The 25,846-nt window shown below is 64.3% G+C and carries 27 protein-coding genes; 18 read left to right on the forward strand and 9 right to left on the reverse strand.

Annotated elements, in window-relative coordinates; genetic code table 11:
- Together A3736_RS05000 and A3736_RS05005 are read right to left on the reverse strand one after the other, a co-directional pair.
- Positions 1-458: ATP-binding protein (locus A3736_RS05000; protein ID WP_233999239.1), on the reverse strand; the 458-nt coding region annotated here is incomplete at its 3' end.
- A gap of 80 nt (positions 459-538) precedes the next feature.
- Positions 539-1,711 carry a penicillin-binding protein activator gene (locus A3736_RS05005; protein WP_067680007.1) on the reverse strand — a complete coding sequence of 391 codons (1,173 nt, stop codon included), beginning with the start codon at positions 1,709-1,711 and terminating at the stop codon, positions 539-541.
- Between the two features lie 27 nt (positions 1,712-1,738).
- Between A3736_RS05005 and rsmI the strand changes: the two genes are divergently transcribed.
- Genes rsmI through A3736_RS05025 form a run of 4 tightly spaced genes read left to right on the forward strand, consistent with a single transcriptional unit; the run spans position 1,739 to position 4,608 of the window.
- A complete protein-coding gene (gene rsmI, locus A3736_RS05010) occupies positions 1,739-2,602 on the forward strand; it encodes a 16S rRNA (cytidine(1402)-2'-O)-methyltransferase (protein ID WP_067680010.1) in 864 nt (287 codons plus the stop codon).
- Complete coding sequence (locus A3736_RS05015) at positions 2,599-2,949, forward strand: YraN family protein (RefSeq protein WP_067680013.1); 351 nt, start codon at positions 2,599-2,601, stop codon at positions 2,947-2,949. Before rsmI ends, A3736_RS05015 begins: the two co-directional genes overlap by 4 nt.
- A gap of 48 nt (positions 2,950-2,997) precedes the next feature.
- Positions 2,998-3,963, forward strand: coding sequence for a glutathione synthase (gene gshB, locus A3736_RS05020; RefSeq protein ID WP_067680016.1), 966 nt, complete (start codon positions 2,998-3,000; stop codon positions 3,961-3,963).
- 39 nt (positions 3,964-4,002) lie between these two features.
- Positions 4,003-4,608, forward strand: coding sequence for a DedA family protein (locus A3736_RS05025; RefSeq protein ID WP_067680019.1), 606 nt, complete (start codon positions 4,003-4,005; stop codon positions 4,606-4,608).
- Here the strand turns inward: A3736_RS05025 and A3736_RS05030 are convergent.
- Both A3736_RS05030 and hemW read right to left on the reverse strand, forming a co-directional pair.
- Positions 4,605-5,516: a tyrosine recombinase XerC gene (locus A3736_RS05030; RefSeq protein WP_067680021.1), complete on the reverse strand. Its 912-nt coding sequence runs from the start codon at positions 5,514-5,516 to the stop codon at positions 4,605-4,607. The two genes, A3736_RS05025 and A3736_RS05030, sit on opposite strands and share 4 nt — an antisense overlap.
- Complete coding sequence (gene hemW / locus A3736_RS05035) at positions 5,513-6,664, reverse strand: radical SAM family heme chaperone HemW (RefSeq protein ID WP_067680023.1); 1,152 nt, start codon at positions 6,662-6,664, stop codon at positions 5,513-5,515. The genes A3736_RS05030 and hemW overlap by 4 nt, the downstream gene beginning before the upstream one ends.
- A gap of 57 nt (positions 6,665-6,721) precedes the next feature.
- Between hemW and A3736_RS05040 the strand changes: the two genes are divergently transcribed.
- A complete protein-coding gene (locus A3736_RS05040) occupies positions 6,722-7,303 on the forward strand; it encodes a CAP family protein (protein WP_082851320.1) in 582 nt (193 codons plus the stop codon).
- 8 nt (positions 7,304-7,311) lie between these two features.
- Here the strand turns inward: A3736_RS05040 and rdgB are convergent, their stop codons facing one another.
- Complete coding sequence (gene rdgB, locus A3736_RS05045) at positions 7,312-7,941, reverse strand: RdgB/HAM1 family non-canonical purine NTP pyrophosphatase (RefSeq protein ID WP_067680026.1); 630 nt, start codon at positions 7,939-7,941, stop codon at positions 7,312-7,314.
- Complete coding sequence (gene rph, locus A3736_RS05050; RefSeq protein ID WP_067680029.1) at positions 7,938-8,654, reverse strand: ribonuclease PH; 717 nt, start codon at positions 8,652-8,654, stop codon at positions 7,938-7,940. Before rph ends, rdgB begins: the two co-directional genes overlap by 4 nt.
- Positions 8,655-8,738: 84 nt before the next feature.
- Between rph and hrcA the strand changes: the two genes are divergently transcribed.
- The 4 genes from hrcA to A3736_RS05070 all read left to right on the forward strand — a co-directional run bounded on the left by hrcA (position 8,739) and on the right by A3736_RS05070 (position 12,595).
- Entirely contained in the window at positions 8,739-9,779 is a 1,041-nt protein-coding gene (hrcA, locus tag A3736_RS05055; RefSeq protein WP_067680032.1) for a heat-inducible transcriptional repressor HrcA, read from the forward strand.
- An 18-nt stretch (positions 9,780-9,797) separates the two neighbouring features.
- Positions 9,798-10,388, forward strand: a complete 591-nt coding sequence (grpE, locus tag A3736_RS05060) for a nucleotide exchange factor GrpE (protein ID WP_067680035.1) — start codon at positions 9,798-9,800, stop codon at positions 10,386-10,388.
- Positions 10,389-10,411: 23 nt separating this feature from the next.
- The gene (locus A3736_RS05065; protein ID WP_067680038.1) at positions 10,412-12,190 is read left to right on the forward strand and encodes a DUF885 family protein; all 1,779 of its coding nucleotides are present in this window, start codon (positions 10,412-10,414) and stop codon (positions 12,188-12,190) included.
- Positions 12,191-12,301: 111 nt separating this feature from the next.
- The gene (locus A3736_RS05070) at positions 12,302-12,595 is read left to right on the forward strand and encodes a glycine zipper domain-containing protein (protein WP_067680064.1); all 294 of its coding nucleotides are present in this window, start codon (positions 12,302-12,304) and stop codon (positions 12,593-12,595) included.
- 64 nt (positions 12,596-12,659) lie between these two features.
- Here the strand turns inward: A3736_RS05070 and A3736_RS05075 are convergent, their stop codons facing one another.
- Positions 12,660-13,187: a vgr related protein gene (locus tag A3736_RS05075; RefSeq protein ID WP_067680067.1), complete on the reverse strand. Its 528-nt coding sequence runs from the start codon at positions 13,185-13,187 to the stop codon at positions 12,660-12,662.
- Between the two features lie 17 nt (positions 13,188-13,204).
- On the reverse strand, positions 13,205-13,687 hold the full coding sequence (locus tag A3736_RS05080; RefSeq protein WP_067680041.1) for a copper chaperone PCu(A)C: 483 nt from the start codon (positions 13,685-13,687) through the stop codon (positions 13,205-13,207).
- Positions 13,688-13,855: 168 nt separating this feature from the next.
- Between A3736_RS05080 and dnaK the strand changes: the two genes are divergently transcribed.
- The gene (dnaK, locus tag A3736_RS05085) at positions 13,856-15,784 is read left to right on the forward strand and encodes a molecular chaperone DnaK (RefSeq protein ID WP_067680043.1); all 1,929 of its coding nucleotides are present in this window, start codon (positions 13,856-13,858) and stop codon (positions 15,782-15,784) included.
- Between the two features lie 75 nt (positions 15,785-15,859).
- On the forward strand, positions 15,860-16,972 hold the full coding sequence (dnaJ, locus tag A3736_RS05090; RefSeq protein WP_067680046.1) for a molecular chaperone DnaJ: 1,113 nt from the start codon (positions 15,860-15,862) through the stop codon (positions 16,970-16,972).
- Between the two features lie 3 nt (positions 16,973-16,975).
- On the opposite strand, the gene A3736_RS05095 is transcribed toward dnaJ, so the two are convergent.
- On the reverse strand, positions 16,976-19,300 hold the full coding sequence (locus A3736_RS05095) for a patatin-like protein (RefSeq protein WP_067680070.1): 2,325 nt from the start codon (positions 19,298-19,300) through the stop codon (positions 16,976-16,978).
- Between the two features lie 72 nt (positions 19,301-19,372).
- On the opposite strand from A3736_RS05095, the gene radA reads away from it, so the two are divergent.
- The 7 genes from radA to A3736_RS05130 form a co-directional block, all read left to right on the forward strand.
- Positions 19,373-20,740 carry a DNA repair protein RadA gene (radA, locus tag A3736_RS05100; RefSeq protein WP_067680049.1) on the forward strand — a complete coding sequence of 456 codons (1,368 nt, stop codon included), beginning with the start codon at positions 19,373-19,375 and terminating at the stop codon, positions 20,738-20,740.
- A 12-nt stretch (positions 20,741-20,752) separates the two neighbouring features.
- A complete protein-coding gene (locus A3736_RS05105; RefSeq protein ID WP_067680052.1) occupies positions 20,753-21,286 on the forward strand; it encodes a CvpA family protein in 534 nt (177 codons plus the stop codon).
- The gene (locus A3736_RS05110) at positions 21,283-21,723 is read left to right on the forward strand and encodes an iron-sulfur cluster assembly scaffold protein (protein WP_082851321.1); all 441 of its coding nucleotides are present in this window, start codon (positions 21,283-21,285) and stop codon (positions 21,721-21,723) included. The genes A3736_RS05105 and A3736_RS05110 overlap by 4 nt, the downstream gene beginning before the upstream one ends.
- Before the next feature lie 46 nt (positions 21,724-21,769).
- Positions 21,770-23,428 (forward strand): MFS transporter, encoded by a 1,659-nt coding sequence (locus A3736_RS05115; RefSeq protein ID WP_082851323.1) that lies wholly within the window; start codon positions 21,770-21,772, stop codon positions 23,426-23,428.
- Entirely contained in the window at positions 23,421-24,473 is a 1,053-nt protein-coding gene (gene alr / locus A3736_RS05120) for an alanine racemase (RefSeq protein ID WP_067680055.1), read from the forward strand. Before A3736_RS05115 ends, alr begins: the two co-directional genes overlap by 8 nt.
- A 70-nt stretch (positions 24,474-24,543) precedes the next feature.
- Positions 24,544-25,101 carry a polyhydroxyalkanoate synthesis repressor PhaR gene (gene phaR / locus A3736_RS05125; protein ID WP_067680079.1) on the forward strand — a complete coding sequence of 186 codons (558 nt, stop codon included), beginning with the start codon at positions 24,544-24,546 and terminating at the stop codon, positions 25,099-25,101.
- Between the two features lie 87 nt (positions 25,102-25,188).
- Positions 25,189-25,846 (forward strand): aminoacyl--tRNA ligase-related protein (locus A3736_RS05130; RefSeq protein ID WP_082851322.1); only part of this gene is annotated, 658 nt, incomplete at its 3' end.

Below are 25,846 nucleotides of genomic sequence, written 5' to 3' on the forward strand. Positions count from 1 at the left end.
GCGTAAAGCTGCCGGTCGCGCGCGACTTCGACGCGGGTGTGCGAAGACAGCGCGTTGACCACGCTGACGCCGACGCCGTGGAGTCCGCCGCTGGTGGCATAAGCCTTGCCGGAGAACTTACCGCCCGAATGGAGCGTCGAGAGGATCACTTCGAGCGTGGACTTGCCCGGAAACTTGGGATGTTCGCCGACCGGAATGCCGCGCCCGTTATCGGTGACGGTGACGCGGTTTTCGGTGTCGAGCCGCAATTCGATCCGCGAGGCATGGCCTGCCACCGCCTCGTCCATAGCGTTGTCGAGCACTTCGGCGACGAGATGGTGCAGCGCGCGATCGTCGGTCCCGCCGATATACATGCCCGGACGGCGGCGGACCGGTTCCAGCCCCTCCAGAACCTCGATCGAGGAAGCGTCGTAATCGCCGCTGGAGGCAGGCGTGTTTTCGAAGAGATCGTCGGACATGCGTGTGTATCTGTCACTCCGCAAGCCGCGCTACAAGCGATTGCGCCCTCTATCCCCCGCGCAATGCCCGGACCGGCTCCTCAATCGTCGAACCGGTTCGGCGCGGGATCGACCACGACGACCTGCCCGTTGCGGATCTCGCGCACTTCGAAGGCGCGTTCCACCACACCGTTGCGTCCGAACCGGAACGGCCCGTCCAGCCCGACGAAGCCGCCGCTGTCGCGCAATTGCGAGGTCGGAAAATCGCGGCCCACGCGCCAGTCGCGAGCCACGCGCAGAGTCAGCAGCACGGCATCGTACCCAAGCGTCGAAATGCGATAGGGCTGAGCGCCGAAGCGCGCTTCGTAACTGTCCACGAACCGGCGATAGCGATCGTCCGACACGGCGGAGAAGATCGCCCCGCGCAGCGCCGACGCGCGGGTGACGGATGCATCCCCGCTCCACAATTCGGTGCCGATGATGAGCGTGTTGCCCGCGCCGCCCGGCTTGATCCGGCCTGCCGCCTGCGTCGCCAGCCGCGCGCTGTCCGCGATCAGAAGACCGCCGAATCCGCCCCGTGCCACCAGCCGATCCATGGCCGAAACGACCGAAGTGTTCCCGCGCGCATAGCTTTCCTGTCCCACGACGCGCCCGCCGAAATCGGCAACGGCGGTCTGCAATGCGGCTTCCGCCCTGCGGCCGTATTCCCCCTCCGGCACGACGACTGCGAAATCGCGCACGCCCTTGGCTTCGCGCGCATATTCGACCGACCTGCGGATCGACTGTTCCGGGATCTGGCCCATCACGAAGACGTCGGGCGAAGCGATCGATGCATCGTTGGAGAAAGAGATCAGCGGCACGTCGGCCCGGCGCGCCTCGGACAGCACCGTGCCGACATTTTCGCCCATAAGCGGGCCGAGGATGAGCTTGTTGCCGTCTGCCAGCGCCCGCCGCGCCGCATCGCGCGGGTTGATCGAAGTGTCGTAGGCGGTGATGCGCAGATTGCTGGCATTGGTGTCGAGGATCGCCATGGTGGTCGCATTCGCGATCGACTGGCCGACGGCGCCGTTATCGCCCGACATCGGCACCAGCAGCGCGATGCGATGCCGGTCCTGATCCTGGGGAAGGCCGGTTTCGGTCGGCTCGGGCAGGGGAGCATTCTCGATCGGGCGGCTCGGCACGTCGGCGCCGCGCGGAATGATCGAACAGGCGCCCAACAAAGCCGCGCTGCCCGCGACCATCGCCAGACGGCGGGTGATTGCGAATGTCTTCATGCTTGCCCGGTCCCTTGCATCTGGTTCATGACTGTCCGGGTGAGCGCAGACGCATCCTCTTCCCAGACCCTCGATCCCGGGCTCTATATCGTCGCGACCCCGATTGGCAATCTCGGGGATATTACCCTGCGTGCAGTGGATGTACTGCGGCGTTGCGATGGCGTCGCATGCGAAGATACGCGGGTGACGGGTAAGCTGATGAAGCATCTCGGCCTGTCCAAACCCCTGTGGCGCTATGACGATCATAGCGAGCATCGCGATCGAGAGCGACTGGTGGCATCGATGCGGGAGCGCGCAGTGGCGCTGGTCAGCGATGCGGGCACGCCGCTGGTGTCCGATCCGGGCTATCGCCTGGTCAACGACTGCCGGGCAGAGGGGATACCGGTGACGGTGATACCAGGCGCCTGCGCGGTGATCGCCGGATTGACGCTGTCCGGCCTGCCAAACGATCGCTTCCTGTTCGCCGGGTTTTTACCCAGTAAGGACAAGGCCCGGCGCGATGCACTGGCGGAGGTAGCGGACATCGATGCGACGATCATCTTCTACGAGACCGCGCCGCGCCTTATCAAATCGCTGATCGCCATCGGCGAGGTCTTGCCCGAGCGCGAGATCGCCGTAGCGCGAGAGCTTACCAAGCTGCACGAGGAATTGCGCCGGGGGCTCCCCCACGGTCTCGTCGCGTGGTTCGAAAAGCACCCCCCCAAAGGCGAGATCGTGCTGCTGATCGGCCCTCCGGTCGAGATGCATTCCAGCCAAGCCGATATCGAAGCCCTTTTGTGGGAAGCGCTCGATACGCTCAAGCCATCACAGGCGGCGGCTCAAGTCGCCAAGGCGACGGGAGAGGACCGCAAGGCGCTATATGCCCGCGCGCTGGAAATGCGTCGCGAGTGAAGCGACAGCTGGCCGAAAAGAGCGGCCGCGAAGGCGAGACGCGCGCCGCCCTTTGGTTGCGTGCCAAGGGCTGGAGCATCCTCGGCACCCGCGTCAAAACGCCGCGTGGAGAGATTGATATCGTGGCGAAGCGGGGCGGTCTTGTCGCCTTCGTCGAAGTGAAGTGGCGCAAGCGCAAGGCCGATCTCGATACCGCCATTGACGAAAGGCGCCTCGCCCGCGTCGCCGCTGCTGTCGAATGCGTCGCGCATGACTATGCGCCAGACGGCGAGGATATTCGTGTCGATGTGATCCTGCTTGCACCCGGCGCCCTGCCGCGCCACATCGTCAACGCCTGGCAGCCCTAAAAGCGCGAACTGCGCTGCACCCCGCTTTACCGAACGAGAAGGCAAGCTATGTCCCTACGTGTCGCCGTCCAGATGGACCCGCTGGAATCGATCAAGATTGCGGGCGATAGCTCGTTTGCCCTGATGGAAGCGGCGCAGGCGCGCGGACACACGCTCTATCACTACGATGTCGGCTCGCTGGCCTGGGAAAGCGATGGGAGCCCGCGCGGCAGGATCACTGCCATCGCCTCTCCCGTCCGCGTACAGCGCGTTGAAGGCGACCATTTCACGGCCGAAGAACCGCGCCGCATCGATCTTGCGCGGGACGTGGATGTCGTTCTGATGCGGCAGGATCCGCCCTTCGATCTCGGCTATATCAGTGCCGCCTTCCTGTTGGACCGGTTGCGGGGCGAGACACTGGTTGTGAACGATCCGCGCGAGGTGGTGAACGCGCCCGAAAAGATGTTTGTGCTCGATTATGCGCGCTTCATGCCGCCGACTTTGATCGCGCGCAGCCTCGATGCAGTGCGCGCCTTTCAGCAAGAGCATGGCGCCGTGGTTGTGAAGCCGCTGCACGGAAACGGCGGGAAGGCGATCTTCAAGATCGACGCTGATGGCGGCAATCTCTCCGCGCTCTTCGAAGTCTTCAACCGTACCTGGCCGGAAGCCCACATGGTCCAGCCCTTCCTCCCCGAAGTGAGCGAGGGCGACAAGCGGATCGTGCTGGTCGACGGGGAGTTTACCGGCGCGATCAATCGCAAACCGGGGGAAGGGGAGTTCCGCTCCAACCTCGCCCAGGGTGGTTATGCCGAAGCGGCCACGCTGACCGAGCGTGAAGAGGAAATCTGCGCCGCCATGGGCCCGGAACTGAAGAAACGCGGCCTCGTCTTCGTGGGCATCGACGTGATTGGCGGCAAATGGCTGACGGAAATCAACGTCACCAGCCCGACCGGCATCGTCGCGATCGACAAATTCAACGGCACGGATACGGCGGGGCGCATCTGGGACGCGATCGACCGGCGATTGGGCGCCTGATCGTCTGAACCAATCGCCAGCCCGTCCGTTGCACGAGCCATGGACCATATCATCGTCTCCATCGTCGAGCGGCTCGGCCTGTTCGGGATCGCGCTGCTCATGGCGCTGGAGAACATCTTTCCTCCCATTCCATCGGAAGCGATCATGGGATCCGCCGCGCTTGCGATCGAGCGGGGGACTTTCACCTTCTGGGAGATCCTCGCCGTCGGCACGGCGGGAACGCTGGCGGGCAATTACGTCTGGTTCTTGATCGGCGACAAATGGGGCTACGAACGGCTCGGCCCCTTCATCGATCGCTGGGGCCGTTGGCTGACGCTGGAATGGGAAGACGTGGAGGCGGCCTCGCACTTCTTCCGCAAGCATGGACATTGGGTGGTCTTCATCCTGCGCGCCACGCCGGTGATGCGCACGATGATCAGCCTGCCTGCGGGCCTTGCCCACATGAACGCCTTTAAATTCTGCATCTTCACGGCGGCAGGAGCAGCACTTTGGAATGCGATCCTGATTGGCGGAACTCAGTGGCTCGCGCGGACATTCGGCGAAAGCGGATGGGTCGTCAGCGGCGTGGTGATCGCCACCATTGTGCTTTCGGTGATCGGCTATGTCTGGCGGCTGATGACCTGGAAACCGCGCGCCAAGCGCTAATCGCGTTTTGGAGTAGTGCGCTCACGCGGATGAGCGTTGCGGTAAGCATCCAGCATCGTTGCTGCATCGACCTTGGTATAGATTTGCGTCGAACCAAGGCTCGCATGGCCGAGTAGCTCCTGAAGGCTTCGAAGGTCCGCGCCTGCGCCGAGCAGATGGCTGGCAAAGCTATGGCGCAAGGCATGCGGCGTGGCGGTCGCCGGCAGGCCCAGCGCGATCCGTGCCCGCGCGACCGCTTTTTGCACCATGCCCTGTGACAGAGGCCCGCCCTTAGCGCCGCGGAACAGCCGATCCCCCGGTTCGATGCGATAGGGCTGGAGCCGGGCATATTCGGTGACCGCATCGGCTACGATCGGAAGGATGGGGACGACACGCTGCTTGTCGCCCTTGCCGGTGACCGTCTGGCGCTCCCCTAGCGGCAGATCGTCCAACCGGAGCGACAGCGCCTCGGCGATGCGGAGCCCGGCGCCGTAAAGCAGCAGCAGCACCGCCCGGTCGCGCGCGCCGATCCAGTCGAGTGCGGCCTGGTCCTGAACCGTATCGGCAAGGCCCACGGCATCGTCGGGCGTGACCGGGCGTGGTAGGCCCTTCTTGAGGCGCGGCCCGCGCAGGCGCGGCGCACGGTCCGCCTCAAGCCCCAGCTGCGTGCGCGCGAAGCCGAGGAAGCTCTTGAGAGCTGACAGCTCGCGCGCCGCCGACGCGTTGGAAAGCCCGTCCTGCCGCCTCTCGGCAAGGTGGGTTCTGAGGCGCGCGGCATCGATATCGGCGAGCGCTTCGAAATCGTCGCTTGCGGTCGCTTCGATCAGCCGCCGCGCTGCCGCACAATAGGCGCGCACCGTATGTTCGGATCGGCGCCGCCCCTCGACCAAATGCGTTCGCCAGGCCTCGAGAATATCGGCTTTGCTCACGCGGTGACAAGATCCGCGACCACCAGATCGGCGAGCAGCGCGTCGAGCAAAGGCATTCCCGCCGGTGTCACCGTGACGCGCGAACCGTCCTGCCGCACCAGACCGAGCCGCTGGTGAAGCGCTAGCTTGTCATGATCGACCAGGTCTTCGGGCGCGTAGCCGAACCGCACAGACAGATTTTCGAGATCGACGCCTTCTGCAAGCCGCAGCCCCATCAACAGCGCCTCGCTCGCCTGCTCGGGCCTGTCGAGCGCGCGTTCGTCCTGCAAGCCGTGTCCTTGCCGCGCAACCGCGGCCAGGTAATTTTCCGGCTTCCTGTGTCGCAGAGTCGCCACTCCGCCCCGCCGCCCATGTGCGCCCGGTCCGATCCCGGCATAATCGCGATACCGCCAATAGGTGAGATTGTGGCGGCTCTCTTCGCCCGACCGGGCGTGGTTGCTGATCTCGTAGGCGGGGAGACCGGCGGCGACGGCCATCTCCTGCGTCACTCCAAAGAGATCGGCGGCGCGCTCGTCGTCCAGAGGCGCGAAGACCTGGCGGCGGACATCGGTGGCGAAGCGAGTCTGCGGTTCGATGGTCAGCTGATAGAGCGAGAGATGCCCGGTTCCGAATTCGAGGGCGCGCGCCAGCTCTTCGCGCCATTGTTTCTCGCTCTGATCGGGACGGGCATAGATCAGATCGAAGCTCACCCGATCGAAATGGCGCTGCGCAGTGGCGAGCGCATCCATGGCCTCGCCCGCATCGTGGAGCCGGCCGAGAAAACGCAGCACCTCGTTATCGAGCGCCTGCACACCGAGGGAAGCGCGATTGACGCCTGCCGCCGCAAGCGACGCGAATTTTGCTGTCTCGACCGAAGACGGATTGGCTTCGAGCGTGATCTCGATTCCGGGCGCGAAACCCCACAGGCCTTCGGCTTCGGCTAGCAGGCGGGCGACCAGCGCAGGCGGCATGAGGCTTGGCGTGCCGCCGCCGAAGAAAATGCTGTCGAGCGCTTCGCCCGAGGCTTTTTCCGCTTCGAACCGCATGTCGGCCAGCAAAGCGTCCTCCCAGGCAGCCGTGTCGACGCCGCTGCGGACGTGGCTGTTGAAATCGCAATACGGGCATTTCGCCAGGCAGAAGGGCCAATGGATATAAAGCGCTCGCGCCATCGAATTCTGTCAAAGCCTTTCAGCGAATCTTAATCTGCACCGCGCGACATGGGGGCCATGGGACGGGTAGGGATTGGCGCTGCTTTAGCCAGCGCGTTCGCACTTACTATTGCCACGGCAGCGCCGCTCTTCGCAAGCGAGCGCGCGCCCGCTTCGCGCGGCGAGCAAATTCGCGACGCGAATTACTCGGTCCGCCAGACTTCGGACATAGCTTCGCGTATTCTTGCGCTGCACAATGCCGAGCGTCGCCGCCTGCGCGTTCCGGACCTTGCGTGGAACCCGCATCTCGAACGCGAAGCGGCGGAATGGGCTGAATATCTGAGCCGCCGGGGAGTGCTCGAACACGCGGACGATCGCACGCGCAACGGAGCGGGCGAGAATTTGTGGATGGGCACGTCCGGCGGTTGGGACGTTGACGGCATGGTCGACATGTTCCTCGACGAACGCCGATATTACCGGCATGCGACCTTTCCGGACGTGTCGCGAACCGGGAATTGGGCCGACGTCGGCCACTATACCCAGATCGTGTGGCGGGACACGCGCGAAGTCGGCTGCGCGGTAGCAACGGCGCGGGGGAACGATGTGCTGGTCTGCCGCTATTATCCCGCCGGCAACGTCATGGGCCGCCGCGCGCACTGACCGGATCGCTAGCCGCCGAATTGCTCCGCCACCAGCTTGGCGAAGGCATCGGCGCGGTGGCTGATGGCGTGTTTTTTGTCTGGTGCAATCTCTGCAAAGGTCTGCTCGCGACCCTCGGGCACGAAGACCGGATCGTAACCGAAGCCCAGTTCCCCGCGCGGGGGCCAGGTGAGCGATCCCGGCGCCAGCCCTTCATAGACCGCGTGGTCGCCATCGGGCCAGGCGACGGCAAGCACGCAGTGAAACGCCGCGCTGCGATCGACATCGGTCCCGCGCTCGCGTAGCATCCCCTCGACCTTGCCCATCGCCATGAACCAGTCACGCCCCGGTTCGCCTTCGAACCACTGCCGCTCTGCCCAGTCGGCGGTGTAGACCCCCGGCCGCCCGTCAAGCGCATCGACCGACAATCCGCTATCGTCGGCCAAGGCCGCCATGCCCGAAGCCTCCGCCGCAGCGCGCGCCTTTATCAGCGCGTTTTCGACGAAGGTCGTCCCCGTTTCAGCAGGCTCGGGCAGGCCAAGCGATCCGGCGGAAAGACACTTCACGCCATAAGGTTCGAGCAGCGCGCCGATCTCTTTCAGCTTGCCGGCATTGTGCGTGGCGATGACGAGGCTGCCCGAACCGAGACGCCGGGTCATGCGCGCACCGCCTCCTCCTGCGCCGCGAAGATACGGTCGCAGCCGATGCGGGCGAGACGCAGCAGGCGCAGCAGGCCTTCCTCGTCGAACGGCGCGCCTTCCGCCGTCGCCTGCGCTTCGGCGATCTTCCCGCCTTCGATCAGGACGAAGTTCGCGTCCGCCTCGGCATTGGAATCTTCAGGGTAATCGAGGTCGAGGACCGGCGTGTCCTTATAGATCCCGCACGAAATCGCGGCGATCTTGGCATTGATCGGGTCTTCCCTGATCAGCCCCTGCTTCATCAGCCCATCGATCGCGAGCCTGAGCGCCACCCAGGCACCCGAAATCGACGCCGTGCGCGTCCCGCCATCGGCCTGCAACACGTCGCAATCGACCGTGATCTGCCGCTCGCCTAGCTTTTTCAGGTCGACCACGCTGCGCAAGGATCGCCCGATCAGGCGCTGGATTTCCTGCGTTCGGCCACCGAGCTTGCCCTTAACCGCTTCGCGCATGCTCCGCGTGTGGGTCGAGCGGGGAAGCATAGAATATTCCGCCGTCACCCAGCCTTCGCCCTTGCCACGCAACCACGGCGGCGTGCGATCCTCGATGCTGGCATTGCACAGCACCTTGGTCTCGCCGAAGCTTATCAGGCACGACCCTTCGGCGTGTTTGGTGAAGCCGGTCTCGATGTTGATGGCGCGCATTTCGTCGGGCGCACGTCCTGAAGGTCGCATGGAAATCTCCGAATGGGGTAGTCTTGCAGGCGGCGTTACCCGCTTGGGGCTTGAGGCCGCAAGGGGATGGGTTAGATTAGATGCATGCCCACGCCCCCCATCACCGAAATGACCGACCGCGCACGCGCCATCTTCCGGCTCGTGGTCGAGGGGTATCTGGAGAGCGGGCAGCCGGTGGGCTCGAAAACGCTGGCGGGGGGATCGGGCCTCAATCTCTCGCCCGCTTCGATCCGGTCGGTACTGGCGGAGCTGGAACAGCGCGGCCTGCTCGCCGCTCCGCATACCAGCGCCGGACGGATGCCAACCGATAGCGGGCTGCGCCTGTTCGTCGATGCGATGATGCAGGTGGCAGAACCGACCGACCACGAACGCGCCGCGATCCGCCAGCGTATCGAAGAGCCGGGCCCGATCGAACAGGCGCTGGAGGAAACCAGCGCGCTTCTTTCGGACCTGACCGGGGCGGCGGGCATGGTGATGGTGCCACGGCGCGAACACCGCCTGGCGCAGATATCCCTGACGGCGATCGATGCGAACCGCGTTCTGGCCGTGCTGGTGGGGGAGGACGGGCATGTCGAAAACCGCATCGTCCCCCTGTCGGCTCAGGCGCTGGGAACCTCGCTCGAACAGGCGAGCAATTATCTCACCCGCCGCGCCGCCGGACGCACTCTGGCCGAAGCCGCCGCAATCATGGATGCCGAGATCGCAGGCGGGCGCAGCGCGCTCGACGAGGCGAGCCGCGATCTGGTGCGCCGGGGGCTCGCCACCTGGTCGGAAGATGGGGCGAAACGCCCGGTCCTGATCGTGCGCGGGCAGGCAAACCTGCTGGACGAGAGCGCGTTGGGCGATATCGAGCGGGTGCGCTCCCTGCTCGAAGATCTCGAAAGCAAGCAATCGGTCGCCGCGCTGCTCGAAGAAGCGCGCGAGGCGCAGGCCACGCGCATATTTATCGGCAGCGAAAACCGTCTGTTCTCGCTCTCAGGCTCCTCCGTCATCGCGGCGCCCTATCGCGACCGTGAGGGGCGCATCGTCGGTGTGCTGGGGGTGATCGGGCCGACGCGGTTGAATTACGCGCGCGTGGTCCCCATGGTGGATTTCACCGCCCGCCAGCTGGGCAAACGCATCTGACAATATGGGTATTTCCGCGTGATCGACGAGAACGAAAAAACACCGCGCGACGAAGCGGTCGACAAGGAATTGGATGGCGTGCCGGAGCAGTTCCGGGACGATAGCGAAGATGAGGACGACGAGGTCGAGGAATCGCTGGACGAGGCGCTGGCAGCGCTGCGCGGCGATCTGGAGACGGCGAAGCAGGACGTTCTCTATGCCAAGGCGGAAACGCAGAATGTGCGCCGCCGGCTCGAAAAGGACGTGCAAGACGCACGCAACTACGCTGCAACCGGTTTTGCGCGCGATATCCTGAGCGTGTCGGACAATCTGGCCCGCGCGGTTCAGTCCGTGCCGGAAGCCCTGCGCGAGGACGAGAAGCTGAAGGGCTTCATCGCCGGGATCGAAGCGACCCAGCGCGAATTGGACAAGGTCTTCGGCCAGCACGGCATCACCCGCATCGCCTCGACCGGCATGCCGCTCGATCCCAACCAGCATCAGGCGATGATGGAGATCCCGAGCGATGATCACGAGCCGGGAACGATCGTGCAGGAAATGCAGGCCGGTTACATGATCAAGGATCGCCTGCTCCGCCCGGCCATGGTCGGCGTGGCGAAGAAGCCCGACTGATCCTGCACATTGAGGGAGATACGATGAGGACTGCCATTCTAGGAGCGGCGGTCCTCGTCGCCATGCCAATTGCCGTTCCGGTCGCGGCGCAGGATACCCGCGCGCAGGCCAGTGTCGAGGCGAGCGCCGATGCGCAGCTCGAAGCTTTGACCGATGCATATTATCGCTATCGACTCGATCAATCCGGCCGTGTCGAGCAGGCTGATGGCAGCACAGCACGCGGAACGGCGCTTCCTTCCGTGACTGCCGAGGCGCAGCTGGCCCGCGCCCGTCAGGCAGAGAGTTTCCTTAGCCAGCTCGATGCGCTCGATACCGCGCAGTTTTCGCCCGAAGCCCGGATCGATGCGGCGGTTCTGCGGCATCTTCTCGAAACCGAAATCGGCGATGCGCGCTTTCGCGAATGGGAAATGCCGTTCGACAGCGACAGCAATTTCTGGGGCTATCTCGCCGAACGTGGCCCTCTCGGCAGCGTCGAGGAGTATGAGCGCTATCTCGCCTGGCTCGAAAGCATCCCGCGTTATTTTTCGGAACAGGAGACCAATGCCCGAGCAGGCCTCGCGCGCGGATTTTCCGTTCCCCGCGTGACGCTGGAAGGGCGCGACGCGTCGCTGCAAGCCTACGTGGTCGACGATCCCGAGGACAGCCCGTTCTGGGATGCGTTCGAGCAGATTCCGGCGCGTTTTTCGTCGGCGGATCGCGAGCGCTTGCAGGCTACCGCGCGCGAGGTGATAAACACCCAGGTAACGCCTGCCTATGCCGGTTTCCTGAGTTTTTTCCGCGAAGACTATCTCCCTCAAACCCGCACCACGCTGGCGGCGGAAGAGATGCCGGACGGGCCAGCTTACTACCAGCAACAGATCGCGGAATACACCACGCTCGACCTGACGGCGGAGCAGATCCATCGGATCGGCCTCGACGAAGTGGCGCGGATCACCGCTGAAATGGAAGCGGTCAAGCAGGAGGCCGGGTTCGACGGCACTCTGCCCGAATTCGTGACCTTTCTGCGCACCGATCCGCAATTCGTCGCCCGCACGCCGGACGAGCTGATGGGCGTCTCCGCCTATGCGGCCAAGCGCGTCGATGGCGTGATCGAGGATTATTTCGGCTTCCTGCCGCGCCATCGTTTCACCATCCGCCCGGTCGATCCCGCGATCGCGCCGTTCTACACGGCCGGGCGGGGCGGGCTCGATGCGTGCCAGATGAACACGTACGACCTCCCTTCGCGCCCGCTCTACAATATCCCCGCGCTGACGCTGCACGAGTGCATTCCCGGCCACAGCTTCCAGGCGGCGGTGGCGCTGGAGCGCGAAGCCGCTCCGCAATTCCGCAGGCAGACCTATTTCTCCGGCTTCGGCGAGGGCTGGGGGCTTTACGTCGAATATCTCGGCGAAGAGATGGGCATCTACCGCACGCCCTATGAGCGGTTCGGACGGTTGAGTTACGAAATGTGGCGCGCCGCGCGGCTCGTGATCGACACCGGCATCCACCATTACGGATGGAGCCGCGAGCGGGCGATGGAGTATCTCGCCAGTCGCACCGCTCTGTCGCAGCACGAGGTCGGGACCGAGATCGACCGCTATATCAGCTGGCCGGGCCAGGCCCTGTCCTACAAACTGGGCGAGCTGACGATCCGCCGGGTTCGCGCCGAAGCGGAAGAAGCGCTGGGCGATCGGTTCGACATCCGCAAGTTTCACGATGTCGTCCTCGCGCTCGGATCGGTGCCGCTGCCGATGCTGGAAGCGCGCATCGACGCGTTCATCGCCGATGGCGGTCAGGGCCTGCCGAACGTCACTTACGATTGAGCGTCATCGGCGATTGAGTGTCATCAGCGCGTGAAGGTGATCGGCGCGGGAACGGGCGATGCCGATAAGCGTAAGTCCTTCCGAAGCTTTCAGGATTCAGGAGAGACCGACATGAACGCCAAGATGATTCTCGCCCCCGCGCTGGCCCTTTCGACGATGAGCCTTGGCGCGTGCGCCGAAAACTATTCCGCCGAAGGCGGCCTGGGCGGCGCGGCGATCGGTGCCGGGATCGCAGCCGTGACCGGCGGCGACATCACGCGTTATGCACTGGCGGGTGCGGCTGCGGGCGCTCTGGCAGGCTATTTCGTCGACAAGAACGACAATTGCGACGGGTACGATCGCGACGGATATCTCGACGAAGATTGCTTCGGCACGCAAGGCTATCCGGTCGATCCGCGCTACTGATCGCGGCGATAACTGAAAAACGGCTCGCGTCCCGACCGGGGAGCGAGCCGTTTTCGCGTCCGGCCTAGCCGCGCGTAGTCGCGCCCGGAAACCGCACCAGCATGTCGTAGGCCGACACGTCCGGCGCCCCGGCCAGCTTCACGCCGTTTCTGAGCCAGAAGGCGTGCTTCACGATTTCGGCCTGCTGTTCGATCCCGTACCGCTTAAGAGGCCAGCCCGGTTTGAGGCTGTAATCGTAACGCGCCCACGGCATGCGATGCGTGACAAGATACCAGTTACCCAGAGTCTGGGTCTGCCAGACATGCGTGAGTTCGTGGATCAGCAGCCCCTGCCGGATCACGCTTTCCCGTGCGAAATCGTCGCAATAGGAATCGCCGCGCGGGTGGAAATGGATGTGGCCGCGCGGTGCCATGGTTGTCTTGCGGGGCTGGAAGAACGCCCATTTGCGGCGCTTCAGCGTCACTCGACCGTAATCTATCGCGCTACCGAAAACGGAGCGGGCGATCCGCACCTCGCCGGAGGTTAGCGCGCGCTCTCCCCCCGCGGGGCAGGGGGGCGGCGCTTCGGCGTCCAGATCGATGGGATGCGCCAGCGCCGCCTCCGCGTGTCCTAGCGCTCTTCGCCCGCCGCCTGGATCGGGGCTTCGAATGTGTGATTGCGCCCGCCCGCAGCCGTCAGAGTCACTTCGGCGGTGCCGCCTTCGGCAAGGTCGGGGCCGAGTTCGTAAACCATGACATGCTTGCCGCCCGGCTCGAACACGGCGCTGTCGCCCGGTTGCAGCATCAGCGGCGGCATTTCGCCCATGGTCATTTCGAAATCGTATTCCATCATGTCGTGCAGCTGCGCGCTGCCCGATCCTTCCACGCTGGCGCTGCGCAGGGCGATGTTCTTGTCGCCATCGTTCTTGACGGTGAAATAGACCGCCGCCGGATTGCCCGCGACAGGCGGCAGCATCATGCGCGCATCGGTGATGGTAAGCCCTGCGATCGTATTCGGATCGCTCGCTTCGGCGGGGGCCTCCGCTTCGGAACACGCGGCCAGCGCCAGCGGCGCGCCCGCGAGCAGCAGAGCGGCGAAAACGGTCTTCTTCATATCGATATCCCTCTCGTCTCGATCGCGATCTGCCTAGCGCGCGGCGTCCCTTGTGCCAAGATTTCGCGCACCTATATCCCCCTCCATCACCCGAGCCGCCAAAGGGTTTCGCCTCTTGGGAAGCCGACGGAGCGGTGTCCAACAACCGTTTTCTTAAATGGGGAAAGCATGAGCAAAGTAATCGGTATCGACCTCGGCACGACCAATTCCTGTGTCGCCGTCATGGATGGCGGAAAGCCCAAGGTCGTCGAAAATTCCGAAGGCGCGCGTACCACGCCCTCGATCGTCGCCTTCACCAAGGATGGCGAGCGCCTGATCGGCCAGCCTGCCAAGCGCCAGGCCGTCACCAATCCCGACAACACCCTGTTCGCGATCAAGCGCCTGATCGGCCGCCGGTTCGACGATCCGCTGACAAAGAAGGACATGGATCTCGTCCCCTATGACATCGTCAAGGGCAAGAATGGCGACGCGTGGGTCGAAGCGGGCGGCGAGGATTATTCCCCCAGCCAGGTTTCCGCCTTCATCCTTCAGAAGATGAAGGAAACTGCCGAAAGCTATCTCGGCGAAACCGTGACGCAGGCCGTGATCACCGTGCCCGCATACTTCAACGACGCCCAACGTCAGGCGACCAAGGATGCCGGCCAGATCGCCGGCCTCGAAGTGCTGCGCATCATCAACGAGCCGACTGCGGCCGCGCTTGCCTATGGCATGGACAAGGAAGACGGCAAGACCATCGCCGTGTACGACCTTGGCGGCGGCACGTTCGACGTCTCGATCCTCGAGATCGGCGACGGCGTGTTCGAAGTGAAGTCCACCAATGGCGACACTTTCCTGGGTGGTGAGGATTTCGATACCGCGATCGTCGAATATCTCGCCGACCAGTTCAAGAAGAAGGAAAACATGGACCTGCGGAGCGACAAGCTCGCGCTGCAGCGCCTCAAGGAAGCCGCGGAAAAGGCCAAGATCGAGCTGAGCTCGGCCCAGACCACCGAGGTGAACCTGCCCTTCATCACCGCGCGCATGGAAGGTGGCTCGTCCACTCCTCTGCACCTCGTCGAAACGATCAGCCGCTCCGACCTCGAAAAGATGGTCGGCGACCTGATCCAGCGTACGCTCGAACCCTGCAAGAAGGCGCTGGCCGATGCGGGCGTTTCGAAGGACGAGATCGACGAAGTCATCATGGTCGGCGGGATGACCCGCATGCCCAAGGTGCGCGAAGTCGTGGAAAAGTTCTTCGATTCCAAGCCGCATACCGGTGTGAACCCTGACGAAGTCGTGGCCATGGGTGCTGCCATTCAGGCAGGTGTTCTTCAGGGCGACGTCAAGGACGTACTGCTGCTCGACGTGACGCCGCTTTCGCTCGGCATCGAAACGCTGGGCGGCATCATGACCAAGATGATCGACCGCAACACCACGATCCCGACCAAGAAGACCCAGACCTATTCCACCGCCGAAGACAATCAGAACGCGGTGACCATCCGGGTCTTTCAGGGCGAGCGCGAAATGGCGAGCGACAACAAGATGCTCGGCCAGTTCGACCTCGTCGGCATCCCCGCCGCACCGCGCGGTGTGCCGCAGATCGAGGTGACGTTCGACATCGACGCCAACGGCATCGTCAACGTCAGTGCCAAGGATAAGGGCACCGGCAAGGAACAGCAGATCCGCATCCAGGCATCGGGCGGTCTGTCCGACAGCGACATCGACCAGATGGTGCAGGACGCGGAAAAGTTCGCCGAAGAGGACAAGAAGCGCCGCGAAAGCGCCGAAGCCCGCAACCAGGCCGACAGCCTCGTCCACGCGACCGAAAAGCAGCTCGAAGAGCATGGCGACAAGATCGACGCATCACTGAAGAGCGACGTCGAAACCAAGATCGCTGCGCTCAAGACCGCGCTTGAAGGCGACGATGTGTCCGAGATCGAGGTCAAGGCCAAGGATCTGACCGAAGCCGCCATGAAGATGGGCCAGTCGATCTACGAAGCCGAGCAGGCCAATGCCTCTGCTGGCGACGCGGATGCCGCTTCGGCCGACACTGCGGAGAAGGACGACGACGTGGTCGACGCCGAATTCTCCGAAGTGGACGAAGACAGCAAGGCCTGATCGGTCTCATGAACTACGATCCGCCACCGGTGCACACCCGCACCGGTGGCGGTTGATTTTTCGGGCGGGGGAAACATGTCAGCCACCGAAATCGACTTTTACGAACTTCTCGGCGTCTCGCGCGATGCGGATGGGGCGGTGATCAAATCCGCCTATCGCAAGCTCGCGATGAAGCATCACCCGGATCGCAATCCGGGCTGCAGCGAGAGCGAGGCCAAATTCAAGGCGATCAGCGTCGCCTACGATTGTCTCAAGGATCCGCAGAAACGCGCGGCCTACGATCGCTATGGCCATGCCGCCTTCCAGCAGGGCGGTGGCGGCCATCCCGGCGCGGATTTCGGCGATATCGGCGATATCTTCGAAACCATCTTCGGCCAGGCCTTCGGCGGCGGCGGACGCAGCCAGGCACGGCGCGGCGCGGATCTGCGCTACGACATGCAGATCAGCCTGGAAGACGCCTTCCACGGTAAAGACACGCAGATCGAGATCGAGGTCTCGCAATCCTGCGACGATTGCCATGGCACCGGCGCGCGTCCCGGTACGCGGGCGCGGACCTGCAATCTGTGTTCGGGCATGGGGAAGGTGCGCGCCAAGCAGGGTTTCTTCGTCGTGGAGCGCCCCTGTCCCAATTGCCACGGCCAGGGCGAAGTCATCGCCGATCCTTGCCGCAGTTGCGGCGGAGAAGGCCGGATCGACCTGCCGCAGAAGCTCGACGTGGAAATTCCGCCCGGCGTCGATACCGGCACGCGCATCCGACTGTCCGGCAAGGGCGAGGCGGGTCCGCGGGGCGCGCCTCCGGGCGACCTCTACATCTTTCTCCACATTCAGCCGCACGCGATCTTCGAACGCGAGGGGACGACACTCGTCACCCGCGCGCCGATCAGCTTCACCAAGGCCGCGCTCGGCGGCGAGATCGAGATCGCCGATCTGGCGGGCAAGCCGGTGACGCTTTCGATCCCGGCAGGCATCCAGTCGGGCCGGCAATTGCGCCAGCGCGGGGCTGGTATGCCCGTCCTTCAGGGGCGCGGGCGCGGCGATCTGGTGGTCGAATTGCTGGTCGAAACGCCGACCAAGCTAACCAAGGAGCAGCGATCCCTGCTGGAACAGTTCCGCGACACCGAGACCGGAGACGAATGCCCCGAAAGCCGGGGCTTCTTCGACAAGATCAAGGAAGCGCTGGGCGGTTAGAATTTAGGGCAATCGCGTTCGCACCTCGCTGCGCAATTGCTCGAGCAGCATCGTCGAACACCGCCCCGCCTCGCTTTCCTCGTCGAGGATTGCGAGGAAGGCATCACGCTTGAACGCGTCGCGGGCGGTGCGCGGCAATGTCTCGTCGAGAGTGGAACAGACGATGTCGATCATCCGCTCCGCCCCGTGTAACCGGCCCCACAGATAGTCGTTTTCGCGATAGGCGCGGCTGAAAAAGGCGCCGAAATTGAAGAATTCGGTGCCGCGCAGGGTCGCCTGTGTGCCGCCTTCGCGGATCGCTGTGGCGTCCTCGGGTGAGATGCGATCGACCTTGACCGGATCGAACTCGGTCAGATCCTGATTGCGCAGCAGCGGCAGCGTGGCGATGTCGTAATAGGGAAAGCCCAGATAGGTCAGTAGCATCCGGCGCTTCAAATTACTCGGCATGGCCTGCAGCGCATCGGCCAGCATTTCCTCGGCGCGGTCGTCGATCTGGGGCAAGAGCCGCTTTTCCTCCAGCATGTCGAGCACCGTGCCGGGATCGGAGAGGACATCCTCGCTCGCCGCGGCGAATTCCTCGCCCAGCCCGTCGCCGTTCTCGCGCTCGAAATAGAGCGCTAGGATCGCGTAGATTGCTTCGCGGGCCTGCTCCAGCGCATCGTCTTCTATTTCCGGATCGGCCTCCCAGTCGCGGGCCAGTCTGCGCGCGAGAAGCCGCAGACGGCGGATGCGGAAACCGATATCGTGCGCGCGGAAGAAGGCGATCGCTTCGGCATGCGCGCCGCCGCCGGGGGCGGACAGCGAATCGAGCCCACGCCGCGACAATTCCTCGCGCAAAGCCGCTTCGATCGGCTCGGCATCGGGCAGGCCCAGCTTGCTGGTGTTTTCATGCACCAGCTTCGCCAGACGCCCGACGATCGCCGCCGTCTTCGCCTGCGCATAGGCCTGAAAGGTGTAGCCCGCCGTCACCGCAGCCGCCTGTTGCGCGCGCTGGCGCCACGCCTGAAGACGCTTGGGAGTCGGCCGGTCGAAGAATAGCGTCCGCCCGAACAGCGTCTCCACCGCACCTTCCACTTCCGGGCGCAGGCGCGTGATGATCAGGCGCAGCCGCATCGCTTCGCGACTTTGCGCCTCCAGCGATTCCAGATTGTCGCGGATCGGCTGTTCGCGAGGGATAGTGCTGAGCGATCCGAAGATGGCTGCGAAAAAGCCGACCTCGCGATCGATCTGCCGATCGGGATTGGCAGCCGATCCGGTCCGGTCGGGTCGGGGATCGACATAGACGAACCGGCGATCGACCTCACGCTGGGCCGGGCGGCCTTGGAGGGCAGCTATGGCGCCTTCGAACGGCTTGTTGACCAGCACCGATCCGTCGATGAGCGAGACGCCGTCCACCGTATCGCTGCGCGTATGCACCGGCATGATCCGGTCGAGAAATGCGCTGCGTTCCGGCCAGGACCGACCGGTCCGCTCCGCCAGCGTGTCGATTTCCCACAGGCGCAGCGGCGGGAAGGCCCCGGGAAAGCTGGCCGTGGCACGTGCCGCAAGGACCAGCTCGATCGTGTTGGCCAGACCTCGGCCTTCCTGCGCGGGGGTCTTTGCGCGAAAGGCGATCGGCATCCGATGCTCGCTTTCCTGCACGACCGGCGGCGAATTCAACCGCAGCAGCGACAGATGCCCGTGAAAATCGGTCGCCGTCACGAACAGGTCGAGCGGATGGCCGGCGGGCAGCAGGGGCGGTTCGAGCGGCGCGTCTTCCATTGCGGCGAAAGCGGTTTCGAGCAGGTTGGAAAAGCCGCTGCCGCTGAAAGGCGGCTCGAACCAGCGCCCGCGGATCAGGCGGGATACCTTGGTGCGGACTTCCTCGCGCGTTTCGGGCGCGACGCTTTCGCTGACGGCATTGCCCGGCCGGTTGAGCACCCAGCTGGCAAGCGGCTGCGCCCACACTTTCGCAAACCGCCACAGCGGGCGCGCATCGGGATCGGTCAGCTTGTCGACGTCGGCATTTTCGAGCCAGAGATCGGTGAGCGGGTCCAGCGACTGGCCGGAATGCACCGCCTGAGCCAGAAAGATCGCATTGATGCCGCCCGCGCTCGCCCCGGTCAGGATATCGGGAAGGACGCGCAGCTTCAGGCCAGCATGGTCGGAAATATGATCCAGAAGGCGGCGATAGACTCGCGCGCTGCCGCCCGCACCGGGCCGGGCCGCATCGGCATCGCGGCTCGCGCGGGCGAGATGCCACAGCTCCTTGGTGACGCCGTGCATATAGACCGCCAGGCTCACCCCGCCATAGCAGACCAGCGCAATCCTGAGTTCCTTCTGACGCATCGCTAGCTGCTGTGCCGTGCAGAAGCCGGTTTGGCAATTGCGTTCCACCTATGTTCCGGGTAACGCGCGCCCATGGCGAAACCCAAGAAACGCTTCATCTGCCAGGCCTGTAGCAGCGTCCACCATCGCTGGCAGGGGCAATGCCCCGATTGCGCGGAATGGAACACGCTGAACGAGGAAGCGCCTGCGACGGTGTTCTCCCAAAAGCACGATTTGTCGAGCGGGGGGCGGGCGGTCGAGTTCGTCGCGCTCGACAAGCCGGGCGAAGTGCCGGTTCGGCAATCGACGGGGCTCGCCGAGTTCGACCGTGCGTTGGGCGGCGGGCTGGTGCCGGGATCGGCGATTCTGATGGGCGGCGATCCGGGGATCGGGAAATCGACGCTGCTGTTGCAGGCTGCCGCCGCCAACGCGCGCGCTGGGCGACAATGCGTTTACGTCAGTGGAGAGGAAGCGACCGCGCAGGTGCGCATGCGCGCCACTCGCCTCGGGCTGGCGGATGCTCCGGTGAAACTGGCTTCCACCACGAGCGTGCGGGATATCCTGACCACGCTGGGCGGCATGGAGGCACCCGGCCTGCTTGTGATCGATTCCATCCAGACCATGCATTCCGACACGATCGAAGGCGCGCCCGGCACGGTCAGCCAGGTGCGCGGCTGTGCGTTCGAACTGATCCGATATGCCAAGGAAAACGGTGTCGCCCTGGTCCTCGTGGGCCATGTCACCAAGGATGGCAGCATTGCTGGCCCGCGTGTTCTCGAACACATGGTCGACGTGGTGATGAGCTTCGAAGGCGAGCGCAGCCATCAATATCGCATCCTGCGCGCGCTGAAGAACCGTTTCGGCGCAGTGGACGAGATCGGCGTGTTCTCGATGGCGCAGGAGGGGCTGGAAGAGGTCGAGAATCCCTCCATGCTGTTCCTGTCGGGGCGACAGGAGCAGTTGGCGGGCAGCGCGGTGTTCCCCGCGATCGAGGGGACGCGGCCCGTTCTGGTCGAGATTCAGGCGCTGATCGTCCGGCTGCAATCGGGCGCCACACCCCGCCGCGCGGTGGTGGGATGGGACAATGGCCGCATGGCGATGCTGCTGGCCGTACTGGAAGCGCGTTGTGGGCTGAATTTCAGTTCAGCGGAAGTCTATCTTAACGTGGCGGGCGGCTATCGCCTGTCCGATCCGGCGGCCGACCTCGCCGTGGCGGCGGCTTTGGTCAGCGCGCTGGCCGACAAACCGCTGCCACAACGCAGCGTCTGGCTCGGTGAGGTCTCGCTCGCGGGTGAAATTCGTCCGGTCGCGCATGGCGCCCTTCGCCTGCGCGAAGCTGCCAAACTGGGCTTCGAGCGGGGCTACGGCCCGTCGGAGTTGGACGGCGGTTCGTCGAAATTGAAATATGGCGGGCTCACGCAATTGGCCAATCTCGTTGACCGGATCATGGGCGGGGCATAATCCGGCCCAGATATGACGGGTTTCGATTTTCTTTTGCTCGGTATTGTCGGGATAGCCGCGATCGGTGGGTTCCAGCGCGGCTTCCTGCAGGAAATCCTGTCGCTGGCCGCATGGATCCTGGCGATTTTCGCGATCAAGTATCTGCACGTGCCGCTGACCGCCGCGCTGCGCGATTATATCGGCGGCGATATCGCGACCGCCGTGCTGGCCTTCGCGCTGCTGCTGCTGATCCCCTATGCCGCGATGAAGGTCATCGCCAACAATGTCGGCAAGGCGTCGCGCCATTCGGTGCTGGGTCCGATCGACCGTGTGCTGGGCTTCGGGTTCGGCGCGTTGAAGGGCGCGGTGATCGCAGTGATCGGGTTCACGCTGCTGGTTTTGGGGTACGATACGGTCTGGGGCTATGCCGGACGGCCCGACTGGATCGCCAACGCCCGAAGCTACGAATTCGTCGATGCGAGCTCGCGCAGCCTCGCGACAATGGTGGCGGAACGGCGCAAGCGACTTGCCGCAGGGAATGAAGCGAACGAGACGCCCGCACCATGAACCGTTCGGCGAGTGCGTCGCTCTATTCCCCCGCGATTTTGGCCCTTGCGGTGGAGCTAGCCGATTATCCGATCGAGAAGGAAAGCGCTGTCCGGGCCGAAGCGCGGTCGCGGACCTGCGGCAGCGTCGTCGATCTGAGCGTTTCGCTGGACGACCAACGGCAGATCGCCACGCTGGGCCTGCGCGTGTCGGCCTGCGCGGTCGGCCAAGCTGCTGCGGCGATCTTCGCGAAGGGCGCCATTGGATGCAGCGCGCAGGGCATCGCACAGACCCGTCGCGAGATCGCCCGATGGCTGGCAGGCGAAAGCGACCGCCCGGACTGGCCGCGCCTCGAAATGCTAGATCCCGCAGTGCCGCATCCGGGCCGTCACGAAGCCATCCTGCTCCCGTGGAAGGCTGCCGAGGAGGCGCTTTTCAACGCTGCCGACGCGCGGTAAGCCTCCCGTCATGCCGCCGGACGAAGCGCGCAGGGGGAGGGACAGCATGGCCACGCAAATCGGTTCCACGGAAAGCGGCGCGCCGACGCCTCCCATGCAGCGCGAGCCGACCGAGAAGGAAATCCGCCTCGTCATCGCGGCGAGCAGCGCGGGCACCATCTTCGAATGGTACGATTTCTTCATCTACGGCACGCTTGCGGCCCTGATCGGCGCGGCCTTCTTTCCGAGCGATAACGAGACGCTGCAATTGCTGCTGGTCTGGGCGGGATTTGCAGTCGGTTTCGGTTTCCGGCCCTTGGGCGCGATCCTATTCGGATATCTCGGCGACCGGCTCGGCCGAAAATATACGTTTCTCGTCACCGTCACTCTGATGGGCGTCGCGACCGCCGGAGTCGGACTGATCCCCAGCGCGGCGACAATCGGGATTGCCGCGCCGATCATCGTCATCCTGTTCCGCATCCTGCAGGGCCTTGCGCTCGGCGGAGAATATGGCGGGGCGGCAATCTACGTCGCCGAGCATGCGCCGCCCGAAAAGCGCGGCTTCTACACCAGCTTCATCCAGGCCAGCGTGGTCGGTGGCTTCGTCCTGTCGATCATCGTCGTGATCGCGTGCCGCGCTCTGATCCCGGCGGACGAGTTCGCGGCATGGGGTTGGCGCCTGCCCTTCCTACTCTCGATCGTCCTGCTCGGCATATCGCTGTGGATGCGTCTGAAACTGTCGGAGAGCCCGGTATTCCAGGCGATGAAGGCTGCGGGCGAGACGAGTTCGAACCCGTTCAAGGAAAGCCTGACCTATCCCGGCAATCCCAAGCGCATCTTCGTGGCGCTGTTCGGGATCACCGGCGTGCTGACGACCATCTGGTACACCGCCTTCTTTTCCGGCCTCAGTTTCTTGCGCGGTCCCATGCGAGTTGAGGAGAGCGCGGTCGAATGGATGCTGCTCGCCGCTGGAGCCATTTCTATGGGGTTCTACATCGTGGTCGGCAAATGGTCCGACCGGGTGGGGCGCAAGAAGCCGATCGTCATCGGGGCGCTCGCTTCGCTGTTTCTGCTGTTCCCGGTGTTCTGGGGCATCGGGGCGCTCGCGAACCCTGCGCTGAACGACAGCGCACGGGCCGCGCCCGTCGCAGTGAGTGGCGCGGCCTGCACCTACGATCCCTTCGCCGAGGTACAGGGCAGCCAATGCGGACGCGTCTTGCAGGATTTGACCTCGCTCGGTGTTCCCTACAATATTGGTGGGAGCGATAGCGACTTGGGGATCGGCGAAGCGAGCTTCGACTATTCCGCCCTCTCCGAAGGCGATCGCCGGGCGACGATCCAGGTCTGGCTCGAATCGCAGGGGTATGATTTCGAGCGTCAGACTCCTCCGCTGGCGAACATCCTCGGCATTGTCGGCCTTTTGCTGGTGCTCGGCATGCTCTCCGCGCTGACGTACGGATCGGTCGCGGCGCTGCTTACCGAGATGTTCCCGGCGCGCATCCGCTACAGTTCGATGTCGATCCCCTATCACATCGGGGCGGGCTATCTCGGCGGCTTCCTGCCGCTGATCGCGAGCTATATCGTGGCGATGACCGGGAACGCCTATTCGGGCCTGTGGTACACATGGGGCGTGGTCGCGTTCGGATTGTTGGTCGCGTGGTGGGGCCTGCCGAGCGGGCCGCCCCAGGATTTCGAAGAAGCGGATTTTAAAGATACTAATGCCTGACCTGCCGCCGCCCACCCTGCGGCTCACCATCGATACCGATGCGCTGGCGCGAAATTGGCGCAGTCTCAATGCGCTGAGCGGCCCGGCACGCGCGGGCGCGGCGGTGAAGGCGGATTGTTACGGGCTCGGCGTCGACACCTGCGTCCCCGTCCTGCGCGATGCGGGCGCGCGGAATTTCTTCGTCGCGCATTGGGGCGAGGTCCCTCCGGTCCTGCGCCATGTGCCGCCCGAACAGGTCGCGGTGCTGCACGGCGTCGTCACAAGCGAGGAGGCCGAATATGCGCGCGCGAGCGGCGTGCTGCCGGTGATCGACAGTGTTAGACAGGCGGAAATCTGGCTTTCGGCAGGGGGCGGACCGTGCCACCTGATGGTGGATACCGGCATCAACCGCCTCGGCATCCGGCCCGACGAGGCGGAAAGCGAGACGATCCGCAAATTAGAGGTGGAGGCGATACTCTCCCACCTTGCCTGCGCCGACGAGGACAGCGCGATGAATGCGCGGCAGCGTGACGCATTCGAAAGCGTGCGCCAGCGCATTCCGCACAAGATCGCGAGCCTTGCCAACAGCGCCGGGATCGCTCTCGGGTCGGACTATCGCTACGATGTCACTCGCCCCGGCCTCGCGCTTTATGGCGGGGTGCCGCGTCGCGAACTCGCAGACACCATCCGCCCGGTCGCCGGGATCGAAGCGCGGCTGATCGCCGTTCGCGATCTCGAAGAGGGGGAGACGGTTGGCTACAACGCGCTGTTCGAAGCGCCCCGTGCCATGCAAATCGGGATCGTCTCGCTCGGCTATGCGGATGGAATCCTGCGCGCCTGGGCTGAAGCGGCACTCGCGCATGAGGGCAGGCGGCTTCCGATACTGGGGCGTATTTCGATGGATATGATCGCGATAGATCTGACCGAAACGCCCGAGCTCGAAGAAGGAGACTGGGTCACCCTGCCTTACGATCTGCCGCAGGCGGCGAAGCAGACCGGCCTCTCCCAGTACGAACTGCTGACGCTGCTCGGCGATCGCTTCGAGCGGAAATCCAGCTTGACGTAGGCGTCATATTGCATCGCAACTTGTGCGGCTGCTAAGTCGATTGGACGTAGCTCTGAAGGATCGCAACGAAATGGCCAAGAACCGCAAGGAAGGCGATCCGATCGTCGTCAAGAAATACGCCAATCGTCGGCTCTACAATACCGACACGTCGAGCTACATCACGCTTGACGATCTGGCGACGATGGTGCGCGACAACACCGACTTCAAGGTCGTCGATGCGAAAACGGGCGAGGATATCACGCACGCCATCCTGACCCAGATCATCGTCGATCAGGAAGCGTCTGGCGGCGAACAGATGCTGCCCGTCAGCTTCCTGCGCGATCTCATTTCGATGTACGGCAATTCGATGCAGTCGATGATGCCGAGCTATCTCGAAGCGAGCATGGCCAGCTTCCGCAAGAACCGCGAACAGTTGCAGGAAGCCTTTCAGAAGGGGATCGCCGCAAACCCCTTCGCCAAGCTGGCCGAAACCAATCTGAAGATGATGCAGGGTGCGGCGCAGGCCTGGATCCCGGGAAGCCAAGCCAAGGCGCCGTCCCAGGGACCGGCCACTCAGACCGACGAACTCGCCGAAATGCGCGCCCAGATGGCAGCGATGCAGAAGAAACTGGACGAGATGGACCGCTAGGGCAGGGCGCGCGCCGCTCCGTCTCGACACTCGCCTCTCTCCCCGGCTAAGGGCGCGATCCCGACTCTTTTCGAAGGACGCTTACCCTTGGCCCAGATCCGCCACGCACTGACCACCAAACGCGCCGACGACTTCGCCGCCTGGTATCAGGAGGTGATCGGCGCCGCCGACATGGCCGAGGAATCGGGCGTGCGCGGCTGCATGGTCATCAAGCCGTGGGGCTACGGCATCTGGGAGCGGTTGCAGCGCCTGCTCGACGACCGGATCAAGGAAACGGGGCACGACAATGCCTATTTCCCCCTGTTCATCCCGCTTGCCAATTTCGAGCGCGAGGCGGAGCATGTCGACGGTTTCGCCAAGGAGATGGCGGTCGTCACGCATCACCGCCTGATTGCCGGGCCCGATGGCGGGCTGATCCCGGATCCCGAAGCCAAGCTCGAAGAACCACTCGTCGTTCGCCCAACAAGCGAAACGATCATCGGCGATGCCATGGCGCGCTGGGTCCAGAGCTGGCGCGACCTGCCCCTGAAGCTCAACCAATGGGCCAATGTCGTGCGCTGGGAAATGCGCACCCGGATGTTCCTGCGCACGGCCGAATTTCTCTGGCAGGAGGGCCACACCGCGCACGAGACCGAGGCGGAGGCGAAAGAGCACACCCTGCGCATGCTCGAAGTCTATCGCCAATGCGCCGAAGAGGATCTAGCGCTTCCCGTGATTGTGGGCGAGAAGCCGGAGAACGAACGTT

The organism is Erythrobacter sp. HI0063, from assembly GCF_001635685.1.
Taxonomy (GTDB): Bacteria; Pseudomonadota; Alphaproteobacteria; order Sphingomonadales; family Sphingomonadaceae; genus Qipengyuania.

Excerpts from the sequence above, each read along its gene's own strand:
- A3736_RS05005 (WP_067680007.1), bottom strand. The coding sequence starts at position 1,711 with ATGAAGACATTCGCAATCACCCGCCGTCTGGCGATGGTCGCGGGCAGC.
- rsmI (WP_067680010.1), top strand. The coding sequence starts at position 1,739 with ATGACTGTCCGGGTGAGCGCAGACGCATCCTCTTCCCAGACCCTCGAT.
- A3736_RS05065 (WP_067680038.1), top strand. The coding sequence starts at position 10,412 with ATGAGGACTGCCATTCTAGGAGCGGCGGTCCTCGTCGCCATGCCAATT.
- A3736_RS05070 (WP_067680064.1), top strand. The coding sequence starts at position 12,302 with ATGAACGCCAAGATGATTCTCGCCCCCGCGCTGGCCCTTTCGACGATG.
- phaR (WP_067680079.1), top strand. The coding sequence starts at position 24,544 with ATGGCCAAGAACCGCAAGGAAGGCGATCCGATCGTCGTCAAGAAATAC.
- alr (WP_067680055.1), top strand. The coding sequence starts at position 23,421 with ATGCCTGACCTGCCGCCGCCCACCCTGCGGCTCACCATCGATACCGAT.
- A3736_RS05110 (WP_082851321.1), top strand. The coding sequence starts at position 21,283 with ATGAACCGTTCGGCGAGTGCGTCGCTCTATTCCCCCGCGATTTTGGCC.
- A3736_RS05040 (WP_082851320.1), top strand. The coding sequence starts at position 6,722 with ATGGGACGGGTAGGGATTGGCGCTGCTTTAGCCAGCGCGTTCGCACTT.
- radA (WP_067680049.1), top strand. The coding sequence starts at position 19,373 with ATGGCGAAACCCAAGAAACGCTTCATCTGCCAGGCCTGTAGCAGCGTC.
- dnaJ (WP_067680046.1), top strand. The coding sequence starts at position 15,860 with ATGTCAGCCACCGAAATCGACTTTTACGAACTTCTCGGCGTCTCGCGC.
- gshB (WP_067680016.1), top strand. The coding sequence starts at position 2,998 with ATGTCCCTACGTGTCGCCGTCCAGATGGACCCGCTGGAATCGATCAAG.
- rph (WP_067680029.1), bottom strand. The coding sequence starts at position 8,654 with ATGCGACCTTCAGGACGTGCGCCCGACGAAATGCGCGCCATCAACATC.
- A3736_RS05080 (WP_067680041.1), bottom strand. The coding sequence starts at position 13,687 with ATGAAGAAGACCGTTTTCGCCGCTCTGCTGCTCGCGGGCGCGCCGCTG.
- hemW (WP_067680023.1), bottom strand. The coding sequence starts at position 6,664 with ATGGCGCGAGCGCTTTATATCCATTGGCCCTTCTGCCTGGCGAAATGC.
- A3736_RS05115 (WP_082851323.1), top strand. The coding sequence starts at position 21,770 with ATGGCCACGCAAATCGGTTCCACGGAAAGCGGCGCGCCGACGCCTCCC.
- A3736_RS05025 (WP_067680019.1), top strand. The coding sequence starts at position 4,003 with ATGGACCATATCATCGTCTCCATCGTCGAGCGGCTCGGCCTGTTCGGG.
- A3736_RS05095 (WP_067680070.1), bottom strand. The coding sequence starts at position 19,300 with ATGCGTCAGAAGGAACTCAGGATTGCGCTGGTCTGCTATGGCGGGGTG.
- A3736_RS05105 (WP_067680052.1), top strand. The coding sequence starts at position 20,753 with ATGACGGGTTTCGATTTTCTTTTGCTCGGTATTGTCGGGATAGCCGCG.
- hrcA (WP_067680032.1), top strand. The coding sequence starts at position 8,739 with ATGCCCACGCCCCCCATCACCGAAATGACCGACCGCGCACGCGCCATC.
- rdgB (WP_067680026.1), bottom strand. The coding sequence starts at position 7,941 with ATGACCCGGCGTCTCGGTTCGGGCAGCCTCGTCATCGCCACGCACAAT.
- dnaK (WP_067680043.1), top strand. The coding sequence starts at position 13,856 with ATGAGCAAAGTAATCGGTATCGACCTCGGCACGACCAATTCCTGTGTC.